The 19,654-nt window shown below is 73.0% G+C and carries 19 protein-coding genes; 5 read left to right on the plus strand and 14 right to left on the minus strand.

Going from position 1 to position 19,654, the window contains the following annotated elements; all coding sequences use genetic code 11:
* On the minus strand, positions 1 to 993 hold the full coding sequence (locus ACYBSK_RS22515) for a HAMP domain-containing sensor histidine kinase (protein ID WP_460243077.1): 993 nt from the start codon (positions 991 to 993) through the stop codon (positions 1 to 3).
* A gap of 245 nt (positions 994 to 1,238) precedes the next feature.
* Here ACYBSK_RS22515 and ACYBSK_RS22520 point away from each other — a divergent pair, with 245 nt between their 5' ends.
* The 4 genes from ACYBSK_RS22520 (at position 1,239) to ACYBSK_RS22535 (ending at position 3,956) form a co-directional block, all read left to right on the plus strand.
* Entirely contained in the window at positions 1,239 to 1,481 is a 243-nt protein-coding gene (locus tag ACYBSK_RS22520; RefSeq protein WP_457479020.1) for a DUF3040 domain-containing protein, read from the plus strand.
* Positions 1,482 to 1,581: 100 nt separating this feature from the next.
* Complete coding sequence (locus ACYBSK_RS22525; RefSeq protein WP_460247075.1) at positions 1,582 to 2,547, plus strand: threonine ammonia-lyase; 966 nt, start codon at positions 1,582 to 1,584, stop codon at positions 2,545 to 2,547.
* Between the two features lie 55 nt (positions 2,548 to 2,602).
* The gene (locus tag ACYBSK_RS22530) at positions 2,603 to 3,367 is read left to right on the plus strand and encodes a YwqG family protein (protein WP_457479021.1); all 765 of its coding nucleotides are present in this window, start codon (positions 2,603 to 2,605) and stop codon (positions 3,365 to 3,367) included.
* A 253-nt stretch (positions 3,368 to 3,620) separates the two neighbouring features.
* Positions 3,621 to 3,956: a hypothetical protein gene (locus ACYBSK_RS22535; RefSeq protein WP_460243078.1), complete on the plus strand. Its 336-nt coding sequence runs from the start codon at positions 3,621 to 3,623 to the stop codon at positions 3,954 to 3,956.
* A gap of 58 nt (positions 3,957 to 4,014) precedes the next feature.
* On the opposite strand, the gene ACYBSK_RS22540 is transcribed toward ACYBSK_RS22535, so the two are convergent.
* The 4 genes from ACYBSK_RS22540 to ACYBSK_RS22555 form a co-directional block, all read right to left on the minus strand.
* On the minus strand, positions 4,015 to 5,577 hold the full coding sequence (locus ACYBSK_RS22540) for an MDR family MFS transporter (protein WP_460243079.1): 1,563 nt from the start codon (positions 5,575 to 5,577) through the stop codon (positions 4,015 to 4,017).
* A gap of 97 nt (positions 5,578 to 5,674) precedes the next feature.
* Positions 5,675 to 6,370: a TetR family transcriptional regulator gene (locus tag ACYBSK_RS22545; protein ID WP_460243080.1), complete on the minus strand. Its 696-nt coding sequence runs from the start codon at positions 6,368 to 6,370 to the stop codon at positions 5,675 to 5,677.
* A 124-nt stretch (positions 6,371 to 6,494) separates the two neighbouring features.
* Positions 6,495 to 7,943, minus strand: coding sequence for a flotillin family protein (locus tag ACYBSK_RS22550; protein ID WP_457479025.1), 1,449 nt, complete (start codon positions 7,941 to 7,943; stop codon positions 6,495 to 6,497).
* A 110-nt stretch (positions 7,944 to 8,053) separates the two neighbouring features.
* A complete protein-coding gene (locus ACYBSK_RS22555; RefSeq protein WP_460243081.1) occupies positions 8,054 to 8,569 on the minus strand; it encodes a hypothetical protein in 516 nt (171 codons plus the stop codon).
* Positions 8,570 to 8,791: 222 nt separating this feature from the next.
* On the opposite strand from ACYBSK_RS22555, the gene ACYBSK_RS22560 reads away from it, so the two are divergent.
* Positions 8,792 to 9,853, plus strand: coding sequence for a PucR family transcriptional regulator (locus tag ACYBSK_RS22560; RefSeq protein WP_457479027.1), 1,062 nt, complete (start codon positions 8,792 to 8,794; stop codon positions 9,851 to 9,853).
* A 13-nt stretch (positions 9,854 to 9,866) separates the two neighbouring features.
* Here ACYBSK_RS22560 and ACYBSK_RS22565 read toward each other — a convergent pair whose 3' ends face one another.
* The 9 genes from ACYBSK_RS22565 to ACYBSK_RS22605 all read right to left on the minus strand — a co-directional run bounded on the left by ACYBSK_RS22565 (position 9,867) and on the right by ACYBSK_RS22605 (position 19,475).
* Entirely contained in the window at positions 9,867 to 10,625 is a 759-nt protein-coding gene (locus ACYBSK_RS22565) for a GNAT family N-acetyltransferase (protein WP_460243082.1), read from the minus strand.
* Positions 10,626 to 10,641: 16 nt separating this feature from the next.
* Positions 10,642 to 11,778, minus strand: a complete 1,137-nt coding sequence (locus ACYBSK_RS22570; protein WP_460243083.1) for a peptidase C39 family protein — start codon at positions 11,776 to 11,778, stop codon at positions 10,642 to 10,644.
* Complete coding sequence (locus tag ACYBSK_RS22575) at positions 11,775 to 13,901, minus strand: iron ABC transporter permease (RefSeq protein ID WP_457479030.1); 2,127 nt, start codon at positions 13,899 to 13,901, stop codon at positions 11,775 to 11,777. The genes ACYBSK_RS22570 and ACYBSK_RS22575 overlap by 4 nt, the downstream gene beginning before the upstream one ends.
* A gap of 14 nt (positions 13,902 to 13,915) precedes the next feature.
* Positions 13,916 to 14,980: an iron-siderophore ABC transporter substrate-binding protein gene (locus tag ACYBSK_RS22580; RefSeq protein WP_457479031.1), complete on the minus strand. Its 1,065-nt coding sequence runs from the start codon at positions 14,978 to 14,980 to the stop codon at positions 13,916 to 13,918.
* A 121-nt stretch (positions 14,981 to 15,101) separates the two neighbouring features.
* Entirely contained in the window at positions 15,102 to 15,968 is an 867-nt protein-coding gene (locus ACYBSK_RS22585) for an ABC transporter ATP-binding protein (protein ID WP_460243084.1), read from the minus strand.
* 168 nt (positions 15,969 to 16,136) lie between these two features.
* The gene (locus ACYBSK_RS22590) at positions 16,137 to 16,928 is read right to left on the minus strand and encodes a helix-turn-helix domain-containing protein (protein ID WP_460243085.1); all 792 of its coding nucleotides are present in this window, start codon (positions 16,926 to 16,928) and stop codon (positions 16,137 to 16,139) included.
* Between the two features lie 42 nt (positions 16,929 to 16,970).
* Positions 16,971 to 17,642: a response regulator transcription factor gene (locus ACYBSK_RS22595; RefSeq protein WP_460247076.1), complete on the minus strand. Its 672-nt coding sequence runs from the start codon at positions 17,640 to 17,642 to the stop codon at positions 16,971 to 16,973.
* A gap of 55 nt (positions 17,643 to 17,697) precedes the next feature.
* Positions 17,698 to 18,921, minus strand: a complete 1,224-nt coding sequence (locus ACYBSK_RS22600) for a sensor histidine kinase (RefSeq protein WP_460243086.1) — start codon at positions 18,919 to 18,921, stop codon at positions 17,698 to 17,700.
* A 14-nt stretch (positions 18,922 to 18,935) separates the two neighbouring features.
* A complete protein-coding gene (locus tag ACYBSK_RS22605) occupies positions 18,936 to 19,475 on the minus strand; it encodes a hypothetical protein (RefSeq protein ID WP_460243087.1) in 540 nt (179 codons plus the stop codon).
* Between the last annotated feature and the right edge of the window lie 179 nt (positions 19,476 to 19,654).

Raw genomic sequence — 19,654 nt, forward strand, 5'->3', positions numbered from 1 at the left:
TCACTGGCTCCGGTGAGGGGTGGGGACGGTCAGGCGGACGAGGGTGCCGCCCTCGGGTGCGGTCTCCAGGGCGAGTTCGGCGCCGATGAGGAGCGCGCGTTCGCGCATGCCGCTGAGGCCGGCGCCCTCGGCCGCGCCGGCGAGGCCGCGGCCGTTGTCCCGTACGCGCAGCTCCACGGCGCGCGGGACGCTCGCGGGTGACTGGGGCGGCGCTGCGGGTCCGGCGGGTCCGACCGGTTCCAGGGTGAGGTCGACGCGGGTGGCGTCCGCGTGGCGGGCGGCGTTGGTCAGGCTCTCCTGCGCCACGCGGTAGAGCACGAGTTCGGTGTTGTCGCCGAGTGCGGGCAGCTCGGCCGCGATGTGGTGGCGCACGGAGAGGGCGGGTCCCGAGAACTCGGTGGCGAGGGACTTCAGCGCGCTGGTCAGCCCGAGCTCCTCCAGGACCCCGGGGCGCAGTCGGCGGGCGATGCGACGGATCTCGTCGAGGCTGGTGCGGGTGGTCTCCTGGACCTGGTGCAGTTCGTCGCGTACGGGGTCGGGGGCCTGGCCCGCGACGCGTTTGAGGTCGAGCAGGACGGCGGTGAGGGTCTGGCCGATCTCGTCGTGGAGTTCCCGGGCGATGCGGCTGCGTTCCGCTTCCTGCGCGGTCAGGGCGCGGGCGGCGCTGCTCGCGCGTTCCGCCTCCAGCCGGTCGAGCATCGTGTTGAACGTGGTGATGAGCGCGGCGACCTCGCCGTGGCCGCCGACGGGGGTGCGGGCGCCGGGGCGCAGCAGGTCGGTGGTCTTCATGGCGCGGGCCAGCCGTTGCAGCGGGGCGAGGGCGACGCCCACCAGGAGTGCGTTGGCGATCAGCATCGCGGCGAGGCCCGCCGTGAGGATCGCGGCCTCGGTGAGGAGCACGGGGGTCGACACGGTGACCGGGCCCAGCAGCAGCGCGGTGGCGACGACGAGCACCACCGCGTTGAGCAGAAAGATCCTCCAGAACAGGGGCACCGCGTCCCGCCTCCTTGCTGTTGTGCGTCGAGCTGGTCTTCGTTCCTCCGCCCCTCCACTATCGCCGCCGCGCCCCGTGGACGGCGCATCACCGACCGCGGCCCGCCTCGTCATTTCCGCGGCGTACATGTCCGGCGCCCCCGGAAATGGGTGTCAGCCCCGATGGTGTGCGCGGCGGGGCGCGGGCGAGGGTGGGACCGGGGACGTGGACGGGTGGGTGAGGGGCGTACCGGGAGGAGAGCGTTATGGCTGGTTCCGAGGACACGCGGCTCGACGAGATCGCGGCCCTGCTGGAGCACGAGGACCCCCGCTTCGCCCGCGCCTTCCGAGCGGGCCGCCCGTGCCGGCCGCGCGAGTTCCGGCGCCCGCGCGCCTGGCTGCTGCTGACCGTCGCCCTGGTGGTGCTGGGGTCGGGGATCGCCCTGGCGCACGGACTGCTCATCGCCTCCGGGCTGGTCCTGGCGGGTGTCGCCGGGGAGATGTTCTAGGGTCTGTCGCGCTCAGCGGGTCGTGCGGTGTACTCGACATCGGGCGACCGCGGACAGCACCGTGGTGCGGCAAGGGGTGGGGCGACGGGAGGCGGACGTGCTGATCACGGTCGAGGACGTGGAGGCGCAGGCGGCGCGGATCGCGGGGCACGTCGTGCCCACGCCGACGGTGCCGAGCCCGGGGCTGTCGGCGCTGCTGGGGGCTCCGACCACGCTGAAGCTGGAACTGTTGCAGCGCACCGGTTCGTTCAAGGCGCGGGGCGCGAGCGCGAAGCTGCTGGCGCTGGGCGAGGCCGAGCGTGCCGCCGGGGTCGTCACGGTCAGCGGAGGCAACCACGGGGTGGCCCTCGCGGTCATGGCCGGCGCGCTGGACATCAAGGCGACCGTCGTGATGCCGCGCTCCGCCTCCGCGGGCGCGCGCGGCGCCGCCGAGGCCGCGGGTGCGCAGGTCCGCGTCACCGACACCGTGACGGCGGCGTTCGCCCTCGTCGAGGAGTTGCGGGCGGCGGGGCACACCTTGGTGCACCCCTTCGACGACCCGCTCGTGCTCGCCGCGCAGGGCACGGTCGGCCTGGAGTTCGCGCGGGACGCCGACGCACTCACCGACGTGGTCGTCAGCGTCGGCGGCGGCGCGCTGGCCTCCGGTGTCGCCACCGCCCTGTGCGCACGCCGTCCCGGGATCCGGGTCTGGGGCGTCGAACCCGAAGGCGCCCCTTCGATGTCGGCGGCGCTGGCCGCCGGACGGCCGACGCCGGTGGAGGTGACCTCGATCGTCTCGACGCTCGCTCCCCCGAGCGTCTCCCAGCTGACGTACGACCACGTCGCGGCGCTGCTCACGGATGTCCTCACCGTCACGGACGCCGAGGCCGTCCGGGGCACCCTCGACCTGGCCGAGCACGCGAAGGTCTGGGCGGAGCCCGCCGCGGGCTGTCTGCTGCCCGCGGCCCGTCAGGTGCTGGAACGTGTCGGTCCGGGTGCCCGGCTCGGGCTGGTGGTCTGCGGCGGCAACGCGAGCGTGGCCGAAGTGACGTCCTGGGCGCGGCAGTTCGGGGTGCTGCCGTTCTGAGTTGTCAGTGGCGCATGACAGTGTGGCGGCCATGGAAACGACTCTGCGTGAAACCGTGCGTAAAGCTGTTCTCGATGCCGGGCGGACGCTGGGCGTCCCCGAGTCCGTGACCGTCGCGTTCGCCGGGCAACTGCGCCCCTGCGTCCATCTCTGCGCCCACGGAACCCTGCCGGAGGACATGCGGGAGGGCGCCCGCCCGGTCGGCAGAGCCGCCGGGCTCCCCCACCTGCCACCGGGGACGGCGGCGGCCACCGGGTCCCTGCCGCACATCCTGACCATCGACTGCGCGGCCGTACCCCCCGGCGTTCTCGACATCGACTTCCCCGCCGACGGACAGCTGGTGGTCTTCGCCGAGATCAGCGACTACCCGGGGGAAGGCATCGTCCTGCACGTCCCGGCAGGCACCGAGACCGTCGAACACGAGATGGACGGGGTCGACGAGTCGGACCGGCCGGCGTTCCACGAGCCGTTCGCGCTCTACGCCGTGCCGGGGATGACCGGCCCCGGCAACTACGAACTCACCCACCTCAAGGAGGCCCTGGAGTACGTCGACGGGGACAGCGAGCGGGAACGACGCGTCAAAAAGCTGACGGAGCTGCTCGACGGCATCCTCTACCACCGGTGGACGAACGACATCCAGCTCGGCGGCCACTCCCGCGCCTGGCAGAACCCGGTGGAGGAGCGCGGTGACGTGCTGTTCCTCCGTATTCCGGAGGGCGCGGTGTGCGAGGGCGACCATTACCTCACCTTGATCGCGGGCACCCGCGAGCTGCTCGCGGAGCGCCGCTACGACGATCTCGCCTACGAGGTGGAGCTCTGACGGCCCCGGCTGCGCCCCTCCCCGGCCGGACCGTCCGGGAGTAGGGTGGAGGCAGTCCGTGGAATCTGCGTCGCCGTCAGCGCGGCGACCCACTTCCGGCGATCTCTCGGGCCCGAGGAGTGCCTCCACGCCAGCGGCTGTTCTGCGCGGGACACAGAGCCCGCTTCATCAGCACCGCCCCGCACAGTGTGGATGAGTGAGCCTCCTGTTCTCCGTTGGTGACGGGCGATGCGTTTTTCCTCGGGACGCCCCCATGCGTGGACTCTTCGTAGACGAACTCCTGTTGGTCCTCCCCCTCCAAGCCGACAAGGGCGTACGCCTTTACGGTGAAGTCATCGGAGCGCACAAAGCCCCGCTGGCGATCGCCGTCACCGAGCACGCCAAGGCCGCGGACGACGAGATCACCGTCGACCTCACCCGCGTCGGCTACCTCGCCAACAGCGCGCTGGAGACCTTCGTCGCGCTCGCCCGCAAGCTGACCCCGCCGCAGTCCCTGCGTCTGCTGGCGGGACCCGAACTCTCCCTGCCCGAACGGCTCGAGCGGCACGGCTGGGACCGGATCGAGACACTGAAGGTGACTTCCGCCTGACACGCGAAGGGGCGGGCGGAGACGTATGCCTCCGCCCGCCCCTTCGGGGAGCGCCCGGTCAGCCGACCGGGGACTTCGCCGTACCGGCCTCGGCGTCGGCCTCCTCGGCGAGGCGCTCCATGCCGCTGGTGTCCTTGAGCGGCTTCTCCTTGATGAAGAGGACCGCGATCAGGGCGAGCAGGGCGAACGGGGTGGCCACGAAAAAGAGGTCACCGGTGGCGACGCCGTAGGCATGTTCCACGATCTCCCGCATCGGGGCGGGCAGTTGGGTCATGTCGGGGACGCTGTGGCTGCCGCCCTCCGTGGCACCGGCCGCCGCTCCGGCGCCCAGGTCGGCCAGGCCCTTGGTCATCTCGGAGGCGACCCGGTTGGCGAGGATCGCGCCGAGGACGCTGGTGCCGATGGTGCCGCCCATGCTGCGGAAGAACGACAACACCGAGGTGGCGGCGCCGAGTTCGGCCGCGGGCACGTCGTTCTGCGCGGCGAGGACGAGGTTCTGCATCAGCATGCCGACGCCGATACCGAGGATCGCCATGTAGAGGCTGAGCAGGCCGAAGTGGGTGTCGGCGCCGATGGTGGACAGCAGGGCGAGACCCGCCGTCATGGAGACGGCACCGGCGATCAGGTACACCTTCCAGCGGCCGGTGGCGCTGATGATCTGCCCGGCGACCGTGGAGGAGACCAGCAGACCCAGGATCATGGGCAGGCTCATCAGGCCCGCGACCGTCGGGGACTTGCCGAGGGCCACCTGGAAGTACTGCGACAGGAACACGGTGCCGCCGAACATGGCCACACCCACCAGCAGGCTCGCGATCGTGGTCAGCGACACGGTGCGGTTGCGGAAGATGCCGAGCGGGATGATCGGCTCGGCCACCCGGGACTCCACGAAGAAGGCCGCGACCAGGAGCACCACGCCCGCGCCGGTCAGCGCGGCGGTCTGCCAGGACGCCCAGTCGAACTGGTTGCCCGCGAGCGACACCCAGATCAGCAGCGCGCAGACACCGGCGACGATGAGGAACGCGCCCAGGAAGTCGATCTTCGCCTCGCGGCGGACCGTGGGCAGCTTCAGGGTGCGCTGGAGCAGCACGATCGCGAGCAGCGCGAAGGGCACGCCGATGAAGAAGCACCAGCGCCAGCCGAGCCACGAGGTGTCGACGAGGACACCGCCGATGAGCGGCCCCGCGACGGTGCCGACGGCGAACACGGCGCCGAAGATGCCCGCGTACTTGCCGAGGCGGCGCGGCGGGATGATGGCCGCCATGACGACCTGCGCGAGCGCCGTGAGGCCGCCCGCGCCGATGCCCTGCGCGACGCGGCTGAAGATGAGCAGCCCGACGTCGTGGGAGAACCCGGCGAGCAGCGAGCCGACGACGAACATGCCGAGCGACAGCTGGAGCAGCAGCTTCTGGTTGTAGAGGTCGGACAGCTTGCCCCACAGCGGCACCGTCGCCGTCATGGCGAGCAGTTCGGCGGTGACGACCCAGGTGTACGAGGACTGGCTGGCGCCGAGGTCGGCGATGATCCGCGGCAGCGCATTGGCGACCACGGTTCCGGCCAGGATGGCGACGAACATGCCCGCCATCAGCCCGGACATGGCCTGGAGTATCTGCCGGTTGGACATGGCAGTGGGTGACGCCTCCGCGGGCGCCGCTGTTGAAGTCACAATGTCTCTTTCGAAGGTACGACCGGAGCGTCGCGGTCAGTTCGACCGGTCGGCGTCACCAGGGGTGGCAGGGGGGTTCGGGCAGTCCGGCGGCCAGGTGCTCGAACACCTCGCGGAAGACATCGCTGAACGAGGTCTCGTCCTGCCGCACGCACCAGTGCTCGACGGCGACCCGGCAGGCCGTGGCGCCGACGGCGGCGAGCAGCCGGGGGTACAGCCCCAGCGCGCGCCTGCGCCGCTCCTCCTCGGCCGAGGAGCCGTCCCGGCGGCTGCCGGAGAACAGCGGGGAGCCCGCGCCGATCCGTTCGGCGATGGTCTCGGCGAGCCCGACCTCGTCGGCCATGTGCGCGCCGATGCTGCGGGCCAGCAGGTCCGGGGAGCGCCGCAGCACCTCCGCGTGCAGGCTCCACAACTCCTGCTGTTTCTCGACCTCTTGGAGCTCCACCGCCAGGGCGTCGCGCAGTGCGTCGAGCGGCGGGAGGGCGGGCGGCGCGTCGAGCACGGCGCGCCGGACGCGGGCGCTGGACTCGGCGCCGACCATGACGAAGACCTCGTCACGGGAGTCGAAGTAGTTGAAGAAGGTGCGCGGCGAGACGCCCGCCGACTCGCTGATCGCGTCGACGGTGACGTGCTCCACCCCGTGCTCCGCGGCCAGCCGTACCGCCGCTTCCACGAGGGCGGCGCGCGTGGCCCGCTTCTTGCGCTCTCGCCAACCGTCCGCCGGGGCAGCCTTCTCGTTCACACTTTGCATAGTACGCAAAAATGCAGGATCTGCAATCTTGGCCGATCCGGCCCCTCGGGACGGCGGGCGGCAGACACGACGGAGGCGGCCCGCGCCGAGCGCGGGCCGCCTCCGTCGTGCGGTGCGGGTGGTGTCAGTCGCTGATCTCGATGCGGCCGTTCGCCGGCTGCGCACCGGCCGGTTCGGCGGTCTTCGGGGCGGGCACCGCGCCCTTGCCGCCGCCGGTGATGTTCTTCAGCAGTTCCGCCAGGTCCACCCCGGTCGTGGAGTTCAGCAGCTCCACGCCCTGGGCGACGTTGTCGGCGACCGTACGGGACAGCTGGCTCGCCCCGTCCGTCGAGATCACCGTCATCTTGTCGACGGCGCCCAGCGGCTCCGACGCCTTGGCGACGACCTGCGGCAGCACCTCGACGAGCATCTGCAGCACGGCCGCGTCGCCGTACTGCGCGAAGGCGTCGGCCTTCTTGCGCATGGCCTCGGCCTCGGCCGCGCCCTTCGCCCCGATGGCCGCCGCCTCGGACTCGCCCTCCAGGCGGACGGCGTCGGCGAGCGCGGCACGGTGCGCCCGCTCACCCTCACCGGTCACCCGGGCCCGCTCGGCGTCCGCCTCGGCCTGCTTGACCAGACCGATCCGGCGGGCCTCGGCCTCCTGCTCGGCCTGGTAGCGGGCGGCGTCGGCGGGCTTGCGGACCTTGGTGTCCAACTCGCGGTCGGTCAGGGCGGCCTGACGCTGCGCCACCTTCTCCTGCTCGGTCAGCACCTCCTGCTGGCGGGCCGCGTCGGCCAGCGGGCCCGCCGCGTTCGCCTGGGCGGCGGCCCGGTCGGTCTCCGCCTTGATCTCGGCCTGGCGCAGGTACAGGGTCCGCTGCGCGACCGCGATCTCCTCCTCGGCCTTCAGGCGCGCCTGCTCGGCGGCGCGGCGCGCGACGGCCTCGGCGATGTCGGCCTCCTGCCGGGCGCGGGCGGCTTCGGGGCGGCCCAGGTCCTCCAGGTAGGAGCCCTCGGTGGTGATGTCCTGGATCTGGAAGGCGTCGAGGACCAGGCCCTGCCCGGACAGTGACGCCTCCGCCTCCTCGGCGACCTGACCGGCGAACGCGGCCCGGTCCCGGATGACGTCCTCCACGGACATCCGGCCGACGATGGAGCGCAGCGCGCCGGAGAGCACTTCCTGGGTGAAGCCGACGATGCCGTCCTGCTGCATGAGGAAGCGCTGGGCGGCGGCGCGAATCGAGTCCTCGGTGCCGCCGACCTTGACGATGGCGACGCCTTCGAGGTTCGCCTTCACCCCGCGCAGGGTCACGGCGCCGCGCACCGCGACCGGGATGTGCCGTGAGGACAGGTCGAGGGTGAACTTCTGCTGCACGAACGGGACGACGAAGACACCGCCGCCGACGACGACCTTCTGTCCGCTGTTGTCGGTGAAGACCCGGCCGGTCTCGGGATCGGTGGCCTGCTTGCCGCGCCGGCCGGTGATGATGAACGCCTCGCTGGGACCCGCCACCTTGTAGCGGGTGATGACGACGAGCGCCAGCAGGACCAGGAGTACGACGACTCCGGCCACGGCGATGACGACTGGGCTCATGATGGTTCCCCCTCTGCCTCCCGCCCGCCCTTCCCGTGGGACGGCAGTCGGTCGATGATGGTTCGTACGAAAAACGGTGATCGCCCGTCCGGTGCCGGGCGCCGGGTGGGTCAGCGGTCGACGGCGCGGACCTCGACCGAGGTCGGCGACAGGATGCCCGCCACCCACACCTCGGTGCCGCGGCCGACGGCGGCCGCGCTCTTCGCCGCGAACTTCGTGGGCTGACCCGCGAGTTGGACCAGCACCTCGCCGTAGCCCCCGACCGGGATGGCCGTGACCACGGTGCCCGCGGTGCCCACGAGGTCGTCGCCCCGTGGTGTCACCGCGGTCTGGTCCCGCATCAGCGCGCGGGTCAGCTTCCACGTCAGCCAGCCGGCGCCGCCCCCCGCGACGGCACCGACCGCTGTGGCGGGCCCGGCACCGAGGTCGGTGGTGCCGAGCACGATCGCGCCGCCGAACCCGAGCATCGACACGAAGCCCGCGATCACCGGCAGCGACAACAATCCGTCGAACAGCCCGTCCAGGGCCCCGACTCCGTCGAAGAGCCCTTCCAGCACCCCGTCCAGGACCAGCGACAGGACGAGCAGCACCACTCCGGCGATGCCGAGACCCAGAAACAACGTCATGCCACCGGCCCCCTGAACCGCCTCTTGTTGCCCTTGCCTGGCACAAGGTTTCCATGAGCAACCATCGGATGTAACTGCCGGGTTCCGGCAATCTTTACGCGTTTTTAATGCCTGCTTGACCAGGCAACCAAGCACCCCCCTGACACACCCCTTTGTCGCATCCGCTAAAAATGCGACGAGAAGATAAGAAGGCGAGAACACGACACGGCGGTGGGGGTGGGCATGGCGTCGCGAGAGGACGTCCCCGAGGAGTACCTGGACGGGTACGTGCGGACGGTGGCGGACGCCGCGGCCACCGGACGCCGGCTGAACCGGGACGAGCTCGACGCGCGACGCGCGCTGGGGGAACGCGCTGCGGACGCCGGTCTCGGGCTGCGCGCGCTGGTCGCCGCCCACCTCGCGCACACCCGCACCGAGCGGCTCGGCGCCCGGCTCACGGTGGATGCCGTGCTCGCGGCGACCGCGCAGGCCGTCGACGCGTTCGCCGAAGGGTACGAGCACGCGCAGCGCCAGACGATGCGTCAGGAAGAGGCGGCGCGGCGGGAGTTCATCGACGACCTGCTGTACGGCCGCAGCGACATGGGCGAACTCGGCGAGCGCGCCGAGCGGTTCGGCCTGCGCCTGTCCTCCGAGCACGCGGTCGCGGTGGCCCGCGGCTTCAGCGCGTACGACGAGGGGGACTCCGTCTCCCGTGAGGTCGAGCGGGCCGTGATCGCGCGCTTCGGCAACCGGAACATCCTGGTGACCACGAAGGACCGCCGTCTGGTGTGCATCGCGCCGGGCGACCAGGACGAGGTCCTCGCGCACTTCGCCAAGCAGGCCTACGCGGCCACCGGCGGCGGTCAGGTGGCCATCGGCCGCTCGCAGTCGGGCCCCGGCGGCGTCGTCCAGTCCTACGAGGAGGCCCTCGGCGCCCTCGAACTGGCGGCCCGTCTGGGCCTCGACGCGCCCGTGCTGCGCTCCGCCGACCTCCTCGTCTACCCGGTCCTCACCCGGGACCGGCAGGCCATGACCGACCTGGTGCACCACACCCTCGGCCCGCTGCGACAGGCGCGCGGCGGCGCGCAGCCCCTGATCGACACCCTCACCGCCTACTTCGACTCCGGCTGCGTGTCCGCCGAGGCGGCCCGCCGGCTGTCCCTGAGCCCCCGGGCGTTCACCTACCGCCTCGCCCGCATCCACCACCTCACGGGCACCGACCCCGCCGACCCCGTCCACCGCTACACCCTCCAGACCGCGGTCATCGGCGCCCGCCTCCTGGACTGGCCCACTGCGGGGTCCTGACCGGCGCGCGCGGTCACTCAGCAGCGCGCTGGGCCGCTCCGTACAACTGCTTGGTCATGCCCAGGCGTTCGTACGTGGTGATGGCCGGAGTGTTACCCGTCATCACCATGAGTGCGGCGCGGCCGTGCTCGTGGACGAGGGCGTCGACCACGAATCCACTCACCGCCCGCGCGAGACCGCGCCCACGGGCGGCGGGGTGCGTGAGGACGCCGCCCATGAACCCGCACCCGGTCGCGGACCACGCGTCCGCCGCGACGGCGAGCGGTTCGTGTGCCTCGCCGTCCGCCGTGCCGAGGATCCCGGCCCAGCGGCGCACGCCCTGCTGTCCCGGCTGGGCGTAGGAGTCGGGAAAGAAGCGGTCGAAGAGCGAGGCCGCCTCCTTCTCCTCACGGGCGTCCAACCACCGCACGCCCTCGGCATCGGCGCCGGACGGGGACGTCGTCTCCATCCAGAAGAACCGGTGCAGCGCCGTCAGGCCGGGCAGCCGCCGTACCAGCTCGTCGATCAACTCGGCCGTGCCGAGGAGCCGATAGGACGGGCCGACCTCCGCCAGTGCCCGCGGCACCAGCGCCGCGCAGTCGGCGGCGTCGCCCGCCACCGCGAGCCGGTTCTGCCGCGCGTTCGGGCTCGCCACCACGAGCGCCGTGCCGTGGCACCAGGCCCGTACGCCAGGACCCAGCCGGTCACCGTCCCGTCCCTGGGCCGCCCAGCGCGCCAACCCCTCGCCGCAGGCGGCACGTTCGACCTCACCGAGTCGCACGAGCTCTTCCATGCCCCGTGCTTACCAGCTACTCCCGTACGCCGCTGTGATCCGCGCCTCCCCCGATGGTCACCGCGCCGCGGAAGCCCTCCGTCGAGACGGTCGCCATCGTGTCGAGCGCGTGGTCGGGGACGGGCAGGAGGTGGGCGTCGACCCAGGTGTCCCCCGTGGCCGTGCTGGACCACGGGTCCTCGATCACCACCGCGCCGGGCACGGTGCCGTGGCAGAGGACCCAGTGGGGCACGTCGAAGCCCTGCATCGCGGCGAGGGAGAGCAGGAGCAGGACGTGGTCGCGGCGGTCCAGGGCGGCCCGGATCGCGGGGAGCGGGAGGTGGTCCGCGTCGACCGGGACGCCGAGCCGCGCGGCCTGTGTGCGTGAGGTGTGCTGGAGCAGGGCGCGCCATTCCCGTTCGCCGTTCTCCTGGAGGTGGTCCAGGAGGACGGGGCCGTCCGCGTCGAGGTGGATCGTGACGGACGCGGCGGGCCAGGCGCGGTGGACGGCGACGCCGAGGCCGACGGGTTCGCACGCCATGAAGTTGGTCGCGTCGCGCCACAGCGTCAGCTCCGCCTCGCGGTCGACCGCCTCCGGCGGCAGCGCCCCGGCGTGCGCGCGGGCGAGCAGCGCGGTGACGGCGCCGCACGTGAAGTGGGTGCTCTGGCCGTAGTACGGGGGTTCCGTGACCTCGTCGTCGTGCAGCCAGCGCACATAGCCCGCGGCGGGACCCGCCCCGTCCTCGGGCGGCGTGAGCGGTGGGCGCAGCGCGGTGAAGCCGGCCGCCGCCGCGTCGCCGGAACTCGCCGTCCAGCCTTCCCACTTGACCTGCGCGAGCCCTTGCTCGCGCGCGTGGGCGACGACCGCCGCGACGACGGCCGGTACGTCGCCGAGGGCGTCCACGATCTTCAGATAGGCGGTGTCCGGGCGCGCCGACACCAGCGCCGCGCCGCGCCACCGCGCTCCGTCGTCGGCGCCCGCGAGCGCCACGAGCTGCGGGCCGTACGCGGCGCGGTCCACCGTGCGCCAGCGCTCCGGCACCGGGTGGCCGCCGAGCCGACGCGACAGTTCCTCTGTCGTGGCGGGGTCGAACGGGGTGACGACGGTGGTGTTCTGCACGGGCGTTTCCTGGGAGGTGGGGTGGGCGGGGCGGGGGTCGGTGGCCGGCGTCATGCGCGGGACTGCCGGAGCACCCAGACGAAGTACGGCGCGCCGACCAGCGCGATCATGAGGCCGGCCGGCATCTGGGCGGGTGCGACGAGCGTCCGGCCGAGGGCGTCGGCCACGCAGACCAGCACGGCGCCGAGCAGCATCGCCACCGGGATCGAGCGGCCGTGCCGGGCGCCCACCAGGGACCGGGCGAGATGCGGGGCGACGAGCCCCACGAAGCCGACGACGCCGACAGCGATCACGCTGAGCGCGGCGAGGACCGCGGCGATCGCCAGCGCGGTCAGCCGGGTGCGTTCGACCCGGACGCCGACGACACGCGGCGTGTCCTCGTCGACGGCGAGCAGGTCGAGCCGCTCACGCATCGCGAGCAGCACGGGAAGCGCGCACGCCAGGGCCACGGCGACCGGGACGACGTCCGAGAACGTCCGGCCGTAGGTCGTGCCGGAGAGCCAGGTGAAGATGCGGGGCGTGTTGTACGGGTCGGCCCGCAGGAGCAGGAACGTGGTGACGGCGCTCAGCCCGTACCCGCAGCCGATGCCGATCAGGACGAACCGGTCCGGCAGGAACCCGCCGCGCCAGGACAGCAGCGCGACCACCGCGAACGTGGCGAGTCCCGCCGCGACCGCCACCGCGATGAGGACCGGCCGTCCGCCCGGCAGCCCCGACGTGACGACGCTCGCCGCGCCGAGCCCGGCGCCCGCCGTGATGCCCAGCACGCCGGGCTCCGCCAGCGGGTTGCGCACCGCGCCCTGCACGACGCATCCGGCCAGCCCGAGCGCCGCCCCCGCGAGCACGGCCGCGGTCACGCGCGGGACCCGGTCGTCGAGCGCCTGCCCGATCAGATCCGGCGCCACCCCCTGGGCCCAGAGCACGATGTCTCCCGTACGCAGCCACAGACTGCCCGCGAGCACCGCCACGCAGGCGGCCACGGCGAGGAGCGCCACCGCGCCGAGCACGACGAGGAGGAACGCGCGGCGCGAGCGCGCGGCGATCCGCGCGTGCGGCGGTCGCGGGGCGTGGCCGGTGTCCCGCAGGCGCAGCGCGAGGGCGACGATCACGACGGCGCCGAGCAGCGCGGTCGGCACACCGGTCGGGATGGCGGCGGCCCCGTCGGCGCCCTGCACGGCGCGCAGGACGGCGTCCGCGAGCAGGATGAGCAGCGCGCCGAGCAGTCCGGCGGCCGGCACCGCGTACAGGTGGCGGCGCAGCGCCCCGACCCGCCCGGCGATCAGGCGGACCAGCACGGGCGCGCCGAGGCCGACGAAGCCGATCGGGCCCGCCAGCGTCACCGCCGTGCTGGTCAGCAGTACCGCGCACAGCACGGCGGTCACGCGGGTGCCGCGGATCGGGACGCCGAGGGTGGCCGCGGTGTCGTCGCCGAGGTTCATCACGTCGAGCCGCCGGGACAGGGCGAGCGCGACGCCCAGCACGACGACCACGAGGGGCCAGGCGCGGACCGAGGCGTCGATGTTCAGTTGCGCCAGTGATCCGCTGCCCCAGGCGAAGAGGCCGGTGGTGTTCTGGTTGAACAGGATGAGCAGGCCGCCGGTCGCCGCGTCCAGGGCCATCGCCGTCGCCGATCCAGCGAGGATGAGCCGGGTGCCGGAGGTGCCCGCGGCCCGCCCGGCGAGCAGCAGGACGAGCGCCGCCGCGCTCAGGCCGCCCGCGAAGGCGACGACGCCGGACGCCCACAGCGGCACGGTGAGCCCGAACGCCGCGACGAGGGTGAGGGTGAAGTAGGCCCCGGCGGTGACCGCGAGGGTGTCGGGCGAGGCGAGGGCGTTGCGCGTGACGGACTGGAGGAGCGCTCCGGCCGCGCCGAGGGCGAAGCCGACCGCGACGCCCGCGAGGAGCCGGGGCAGGCGGGAGCCGGTGAAGATCTCGCCGACCGGCGCCGCGCCGCCACCGGTGCGCGCGCGGTCGCCCGCGAGGTAGCGCACCAGGTCGCCGACGCCGACGCCCGACGTGCCCTGCGTCAGGTGCCACAGGCCCACCACGGCGGTCAGGGCGAGGAGCCCGGCGAGCACGGCCGCCCCGGTGGGGCCGCCGCCGCGCTGGACGCGCGGCAGCGGCTGCCCTCCGGACGACGGCGCGGGCGGCGCCTTCGCCTCGTGCGTGGTGCTCATGTCCGGCGCCGCACTCACTTCTTGTCGAGGACGTCGACGTACGCGTCGATCGCCTGCGCGCAGGAGCGCGGGCCGCCGGCGCCCCAGACACGCGCCGGGAAGGAGTGCGCGCGGCCTTCCTTCACGGCGGGGATGGTCTTCCAGATCGGGTTCTTCTTCAGCGCCGCGACGTAGCCGCCGGCGCCCTCGTCGTTGGCGTAGAAGAGGTTGGCGTCGCCGACCGCCGTGAGTCCCTCGACGTCGGTCTGCGCGAGTCCGTACGACGGGTCGACGCCGCCGTCGCCGTGGTCCTTGTTGACGGCGTCGGTCCACGCCGGGTTCATGCCGAGTTCCTTGCCTATCTCGGTGAACAGGGCGCCGTCGCTGTACGGGCGGACGGTGAGGTTGCCGCCCTGGAGCCAGCCGTCGAAGAACAGGAAGTCCTTCGTCGGCAGGTCGGCGTCGGCGACCTTCTTCTTCGCCGTCGCGAGGTGGTCGTCGAACTCCTTGAGCACCTGCTCGGCGCGCTCGGTGCGGCCGGTGGCCTTGCCGATCATGCTGAACACGTCGCGCATGTTGCCGATCGGGTCCTTGGGGTCGGCCCCCTTCGTGACCAGCACGGGGACGTCGCGCTTCTCCAGCTTCTTGACGGTCTCGTCGTCGGCGTCGAACGCCTCGACCACGACGAGGTCGGGCTTGGCCGCGTAGAGGGTGTCGAGGTCGGGCTCCTCGCGGGTGCCGATGTCGGTCACGCCCTTGGGCAGCTTCTCGGCGCTGACCCAGGTGCTGTACCCCTTGGCGTCGGACACGGCGGTGGGGGTGACGCACAGGGTGAGCGCGTCCTCGACCTGCTGCCACTCCAGGACGGCGATCCGCTCGGCGGGCTTGTCGAGCTTCACGGTGCGGCCGACGCCGTCCTTGAAGGAGACCGGCTTCGTCGAGGTGGCCGTGGTGTCCGAGGCGCAGTCCTTCGACGCGGGCGAGGCGCTGGCGCCGCTCTTGGCCTCGGCCTTGTCGACGTCGGTCGTGCCGCAGGCCGTTGCGGCGAGGAGGACGAGCCCGGTGGAGGCTGACGCCGCCAGGCGACGGGCACGGTTCATGAAGGGCCTCTTTCTGGAGGTGTGTTCGCGACGCGTGGGACGTGTTCGCGAGGACTTGGGTGTGTTCGCGCTGCCTTGCCGTGGGTGCGCGGCGCGCGGGAGGGAAGGAGGAGGGGCCGTGTCAGGCGGTGTGGCGGCCGACGGGGTCGATCCGCAGCCGTCCCGAGCGGGGGTCCTGGGTGACCTCGACGCGGATGTCGTAGACGGTGCCGATGTTGTGCGCGGTGAGGACGTCGGCGGGTGTTCCGGCGGCGTGCACCCGGCCGCGGTGCATGAGGACGAGCGTGTCGGCGATCCGGGAGGCCTGGTCGAGGTCGTGGAGCACGATCCCGACCGCGATGCCGTGCTCCTCGACGAGGTCGCGCACCAGGTCGAGCGTCTCGAACTGGTAGCGCAGGTCGAGGTGGTTGGTGGGTTCGTCGAGCAGGACGACGCCGGTGTCCTGGGCCAGGCAGGCCGCGAGCCAGACGCGCTGCATCTCGCCGCCGGAGAGTTCCCCGACCGGTCGACCCGCCATGTCGCGTACGCCGGTGACGCCCATGGCGTGGTCGACGGCGGCCCGGTCCTCGGCGGTCGGTCCCGCGAAGCCGCGGCGGTAGGGGTGGCGGCCGAAGGCGACGACCTCCGTGACGGTGAGTCCTTGGGGCGCGGGCCGCGACTGGGAGAACAGGGTGACCTCACGGGCGAACTGACGGGCACTGAGCAGCGCCGCGTCCCTGCCGTCCCCGTCCTCGGGGCCGCCGAGCGTCACCCGGCCGCCGTCCACCCGGTGCAGCCGGGACAGGGCCCGCAGCAGCGTGGACTTGCCGCTGCCGTTGGGTCCGACCAGCGCGGTGGCCCGGCCGGGCGCCAGGTCGATCGACACGCCGTGGACGACCGGGGTGCCGTCGTACCGCAGCACCAGGTCCTGCCCGTTGAGGGCGCCCGCCGGTGCGGCGGGGGTGTCGGCGACCGAACGCCCGGTGGGCCGGTGGGGGCGCGTGAACATCGATGGGTCCCGGTGGGTCGGAGGGGCGAGGGGGCGCGGCACCCTCCGTCCGGCCGGTACGGGCCGGGCCGCGAACTCACCCGCGTACGGGCAGCGCCGTACACGTCGAGCAACAACTAAGGGTTACCTAACTCCGAGCAGGTTATATTCCGCTCGCCGTGTCGACAATCACGCGTTCCGGACACCCGATACGGGATTCGGGACATCGCCCGGTACGTCGTCCGCAGCGGTGAGGAACGCGCCGGGTGTCGTCCTCATGACCCGCCGGAACGTGGCGATGAAGGAGCTGGGCCGCGCGTAGCCGAGCGTCTCGGAGACCGTCATCACGTCGAAGCCCTCGGACAGCAGCGTCAGCGCCCGGTGCACGCGCAGCAGTTGCCGCCACTGGACGAAGGAGAGCCCGGTGGCCTGCCGGAACGCGCGGGTGACCGTGCGGTCGCTGATGCCGAGCCGCGCCGCCCACTCCTCCAGCGAGCGGGGGTCACCGGGGTCGTCGAGCAGGGCCTCGGCGATCGGGTCGATGCGGGGGTCGTTGGGCAGCTGGAGGGTGAACTGCCGCTCGGAGGGCTCGATCACGTCGAACACGACCGCCTCCGCGCGGGTCCGGGCCGCCTCGTCGAGGTCGGGGCGGGACAGATGGCTCAGCAGGGCTTCGAGCAGCGGGGTCATCGTGATCGCCTTCGGTTCCGCGAACGCGAAGGCGGGCGGCGTGCGGTCGGGGGCGAAGAAGGCGTCGTGGAAGCGCGCGCCCGCCGTCGACCGGCCCCCGTGGGCGACTCCGGCAGGCATCCACAGGCCGTGCCCCTCGGACACGGTGAAAACACGGTCGTCGACGCGGGAGGTCAGTGTTCCGCCGCGCACCCAGACGAGTTCGTGGAAGGGGTGCGAGTGCGGCGCCCACTCGGTGGGGACGCGGGGGATCCGGAACCCGGCGGTGATGGTGAAGAGGGCCGCGGACATGCGGCCGAGTCTAGCCTCGCCCCCGGAACGGTCCGCGGTGGCTCAGGCCAGGCCCGCGGCGATGGCGCGGCGGACGGCGTCGGCGCGGTCGCGGAGGCCGGCCTTGGCGAAGAGGTTGTTGATGTGCGTCTTGACCGTGGCCTCGCTGATGAAGAGCTTCTCGGCGATGGCGCGGTTCGGCAGCCCCTGGCCGATGAGGGCGAGTACTTCGCGCTCGCGCGGCGTGAGGTCCTCGGGCAGCGGCTGCGGGGACGCGGCGGCCGGTGCGGTGGTGCGGACCGTGGCCAGCAGCCGGTCCTGGACCTCGCGGTCGAGGACGGACTGGCCCGCGGCGGCGGCGCGGATCGCCCGCAGGATGTCCTGGCGGCCGGCGTTCTTGGTGAGGTAGCCGCGGGCTCCGGCGCTCAGCGCGGCGAGGATGGACTCGTCGTCGGCGAAGGTGGTCAGCACGACCACCGCCACGCCGGGGTGGTCCTCGGTGAGTCGGCGGGTCGCCTCGATGCCGTCCATCTCCGGCATCCGCAGGTCCATCAGGACGACGTCGACCGGTCCGGCCGCCACGGCGGTCAGCACCTCCGTGCCGTTGGCGGCGGCCGCGGTCACGTCGATGTCCTCGGACAGGGCGAGCACCGCCGCGAGGGGCTCGCGCACCGCGGCCTGGTCGTCGGCGACGACCACGGTCAACCGGCGCTGCTGATCGGCCTGTTCACTCATCATGTGCCCGCTCACTCGTCCTCGGCCCGTCCACTCGTCGTCGTCATCGCCCCGCTCACTCGTCGGGCATCACGGCCCGCACCTGCCAGCCGCCCGCGTCCGGGCCTTCGGGGACCGGGCCCGCCGTGAGGGTGCCGCCGAGGAGGGCGACCCGCTCGCGCATGCCGATCAGCCCCATCCCGCTGCCGTGCCCCGCGGTCACCTTACGGGTGGCGGGTCCGTTGCGGACCGTCAGCGTCGTCGTCGCCCCGGCGAACGCGAGTGTCACCGCGACCGCCGCGCCGGGCGCGTGCCGGCCCGCGTTGGTGAGGGCCTCCTGCGCGATCCGCAGCAGGTTCTGCGTGCCGCGCGCCGAGGGCGTTCGGACCGTGCCGGTGACCGTGAGCGCGTCGCGGTGACCGGAGGACTCCAGCATCGCGGTCAGGCTCTCGACCAGCGGCAGCGCGTCCTCGCGCAGCGCGTGCACGGTCCACTGGGCCTGCGTGAGGCTCTCCTTCACCAGGCTGTGCGCCTTGTGGTTGGCCTCCCGGACCCGGTCGAGGTCGCCGGTGTCCAGCAGCGCGTCGGCGAGCTCCAGCTGCATGTTGATCCCGGCCAGCGAGTGGGCCAGCACGTCGTGCACGTCGCGGGCGATCCGGCCGCGCTCGGTCAGCACGGCGGCCTGGGCCTCGGCGCGCGCCGCCCGTTCTGCCGACTCGGCCGCCTCGATCACCGCGTCCAGGGCCCGCTGCTTGCTGCGGCTGAGCATGCCCGCGACGACGGGCAGGCCGGTGGTGAGTCCGAGGCCCCAGGGCAGCAGCTCGTGTCCCGGGCCGACCCGGAAGTACAGCACCGCCCCGCACAGCAGACCGCTCATGGCGGCCAGTGGGAGCGACCACCTGGGTGGGAAGCGGTAGCCGATGTGGCCGACGAGGAAGTACGCGAACAGATAGCTGGAGCCGGTGCGGCTGACGCCGATCAGCGCGGCCGACGCGACGATCCCCAGGGCCAGTGCGACGTAGACGGGGCGCGGGGAGAACCGGTCCTCGGGCAGGTGGCGGGCCAGCAGTGCCACCGAGCACAGCACGAGCAGGGCGGCGACGGCGAGCCCGCGGCCGGTGAGTCCCAGCGGCCGGACCGTCGCGAAGCCGGAGGCGATGACGACCAGCGTGACGGCCCCGTGCAGCCGGGGGTCCCTGCGCGGGACCGCGAGGCGCCCACCGGAGTGCGGGCTGGACACGGGGCCGGGCTCGGGGTCCGGGCGGCTCTCGGCTACTGGCACCGCGCGACGATAACCCACGGCCGGGCCCGCCATCAGGCGCCGCGGCCCGCGCTCAGGACGGCGTCCCGCCCGGCCGTCCGGCGCTCACGGTCCACCGCACGGCCACGGAGGTGGATGGTGGCCAGCCGCGTGACGACCTCGGTGAGCGCCATGAGGACGAACGCGGCGACCCACGCCTGGTCGCTGGTGATGTGGTGGGCGAGGCTGAAGCGGGCGACGTCGTCGCCGCCACCGTGCTCGGTCCACAGCTGGAACCCCATACGGGCGCCCATGCCGACCACCCACAGCGCCGCGGACACGGCGCCGGCCTTGATCAGCAGGTGCTCCCCCGAGACCCGGATCCGCGTGTAGAGGCCGCCCGCGACGCCGAGGGCGGCGCCGACGGCGACCAGGGTGCCGATCAGCACCAGGTCGTTGCCGCCGGTCGGGACGGAGTCGAGGTACTGGTGGGCCACGAAGGCCACGATCCCCAGCGGGATGACGAAGGTCCGCACGTCCAGCCGGCCTTCCCGCAGCTGCCGGAAGACGACGAGGAGGAGGGCGATGTCGGTGATCCACTCGGTCGTTGTCATGCCCCAAGACTGCTGAAGAAACGACCGGAGCACCTGGACCCGCGGGTGGAGCTCCGGGTGGACATCCGGCGCCGCCGTGCGACGATCGGCGGGACCTTTCGTGTCCCTGAGGAACCGCGCGCCACGACGAACCGTTTCCGCCGCCGGATGTTCACCCCGGCCTCACCCGGATCCGGCAC

It is taken from the genome of Streptomyces sp. BYX5S (assembly GCF_054724165.1).

Excerpts from the sequence above, each read along its gene's own strand:
- ACYBSK_RS22545 (WP_460243080.1), bottom strand. The coding sequence starts at position 6,370 with ATGCAAAGTGTGAACGAGAAGGCTGCCCCGGCGGACGGTTGGCGAGAG.
- ACYBSK_RS22595 (WP_460247076.1), bottom strand. The coding sequence starts at position 17,642 with ATGAGTGAACAGGCCGATCAGCAGCGCCGGTTGACCGTGGTCGTCGCC.
- ACYBSK_RS22555 (WP_460243081.1), bottom strand. The coding sequence starts at position 8,569 with ATGACGTTGTTTCTGGGTCTCGGCATCGCCGGAGTGGTGCTGCTCGTC.
- ACYBSK_RS22590 (WP_460243085.1), bottom strand. The coding sequence starts at position 16,928 with ATGTCCGCGGCCCTCTTCACCATCACCGCCGGGTTCCGGATCCCCCGC.
- ACYBSK_RS22565 (WP_460243082.1), bottom strand. The coding sequence starts at position 10,625 with ATGGAAGAGCTCGTGCGACTCGGTGAGGTCGAACGTGCCGCCTGCGGC.
- ACYBSK_RS22560 (WP_457479027.1), top strand. The coding sequence starts at position 8,792 with ATGGCGTCGCGAGAGGACGTCCCCGAGGAGTACCTGGACGGGTACGTG.
- ACYBSK_RS22540 (WP_460243079.1), bottom strand. The coding sequence starts at position 5,577 with ATGTCCAACCGGCAGATACTCCAGGCCATGTCCGGGCTGATGGCGGGC.
- ACYBSK_RS22570 (WP_460243083.1), bottom strand. The coding sequence starts at position 11,778 with ATGACGCCGGCCACCGACCCCCGCCCCGCCCACCCCACCTCCCAGGAA.
- ACYBSK_RS22605 (WP_460243087.1), bottom strand. The coding sequence starts at position 19,475 with ATGACAACGACCGAGTGGATCACCGACATCGCCCTCCTCCTCGTCGTC.
- ACYBSK_RS22575 (WP_457479030.1), bottom strand. The coding sequence starts at position 13,901 with ATGAGCACCACGCACGAGGCGAAGGCGCCGCCCGCGCCGTCGTCCGGA.
- ACYBSK_RS22535 (WP_460243078.1), top strand. The coding sequence starts at position 3,621 with ATGCGTGGACTCTTCGTAGACGAACTCCTGTTGGTCCTCCCCCTCCAA.
- ACYBSK_RS22550 (WP_457479025.1), bottom strand. The coding sequence starts at position 7,943 with ATGAGCCCAGTCGTCATCGCCGTGGCCGGAGTCGTCGTACTCCTGGTC.
- ACYBSK_RS22520 (WP_457479020.1), top strand. The coding sequence starts at position 1,239 with ATGGCTGGTTCCGAGGACACGCGGCTCGACGAGATCGCGGCCCTGCTG.
- ACYBSK_RS22585 (WP_460243084.1), bottom strand. The coding sequence starts at position 15,968 with ATGTTCACGCGCCCCCACCGGCCCACCGGGCGTTCGGTCGCCGACACC.
- ACYBSK_RS22580 (WP_457479031.1), bottom strand. The coding sequence starts at position 14,980 with ATGAACCGTGCCCGTCGCCTGGCGGCGTCAGCCTCCACCGGGCTCGTC.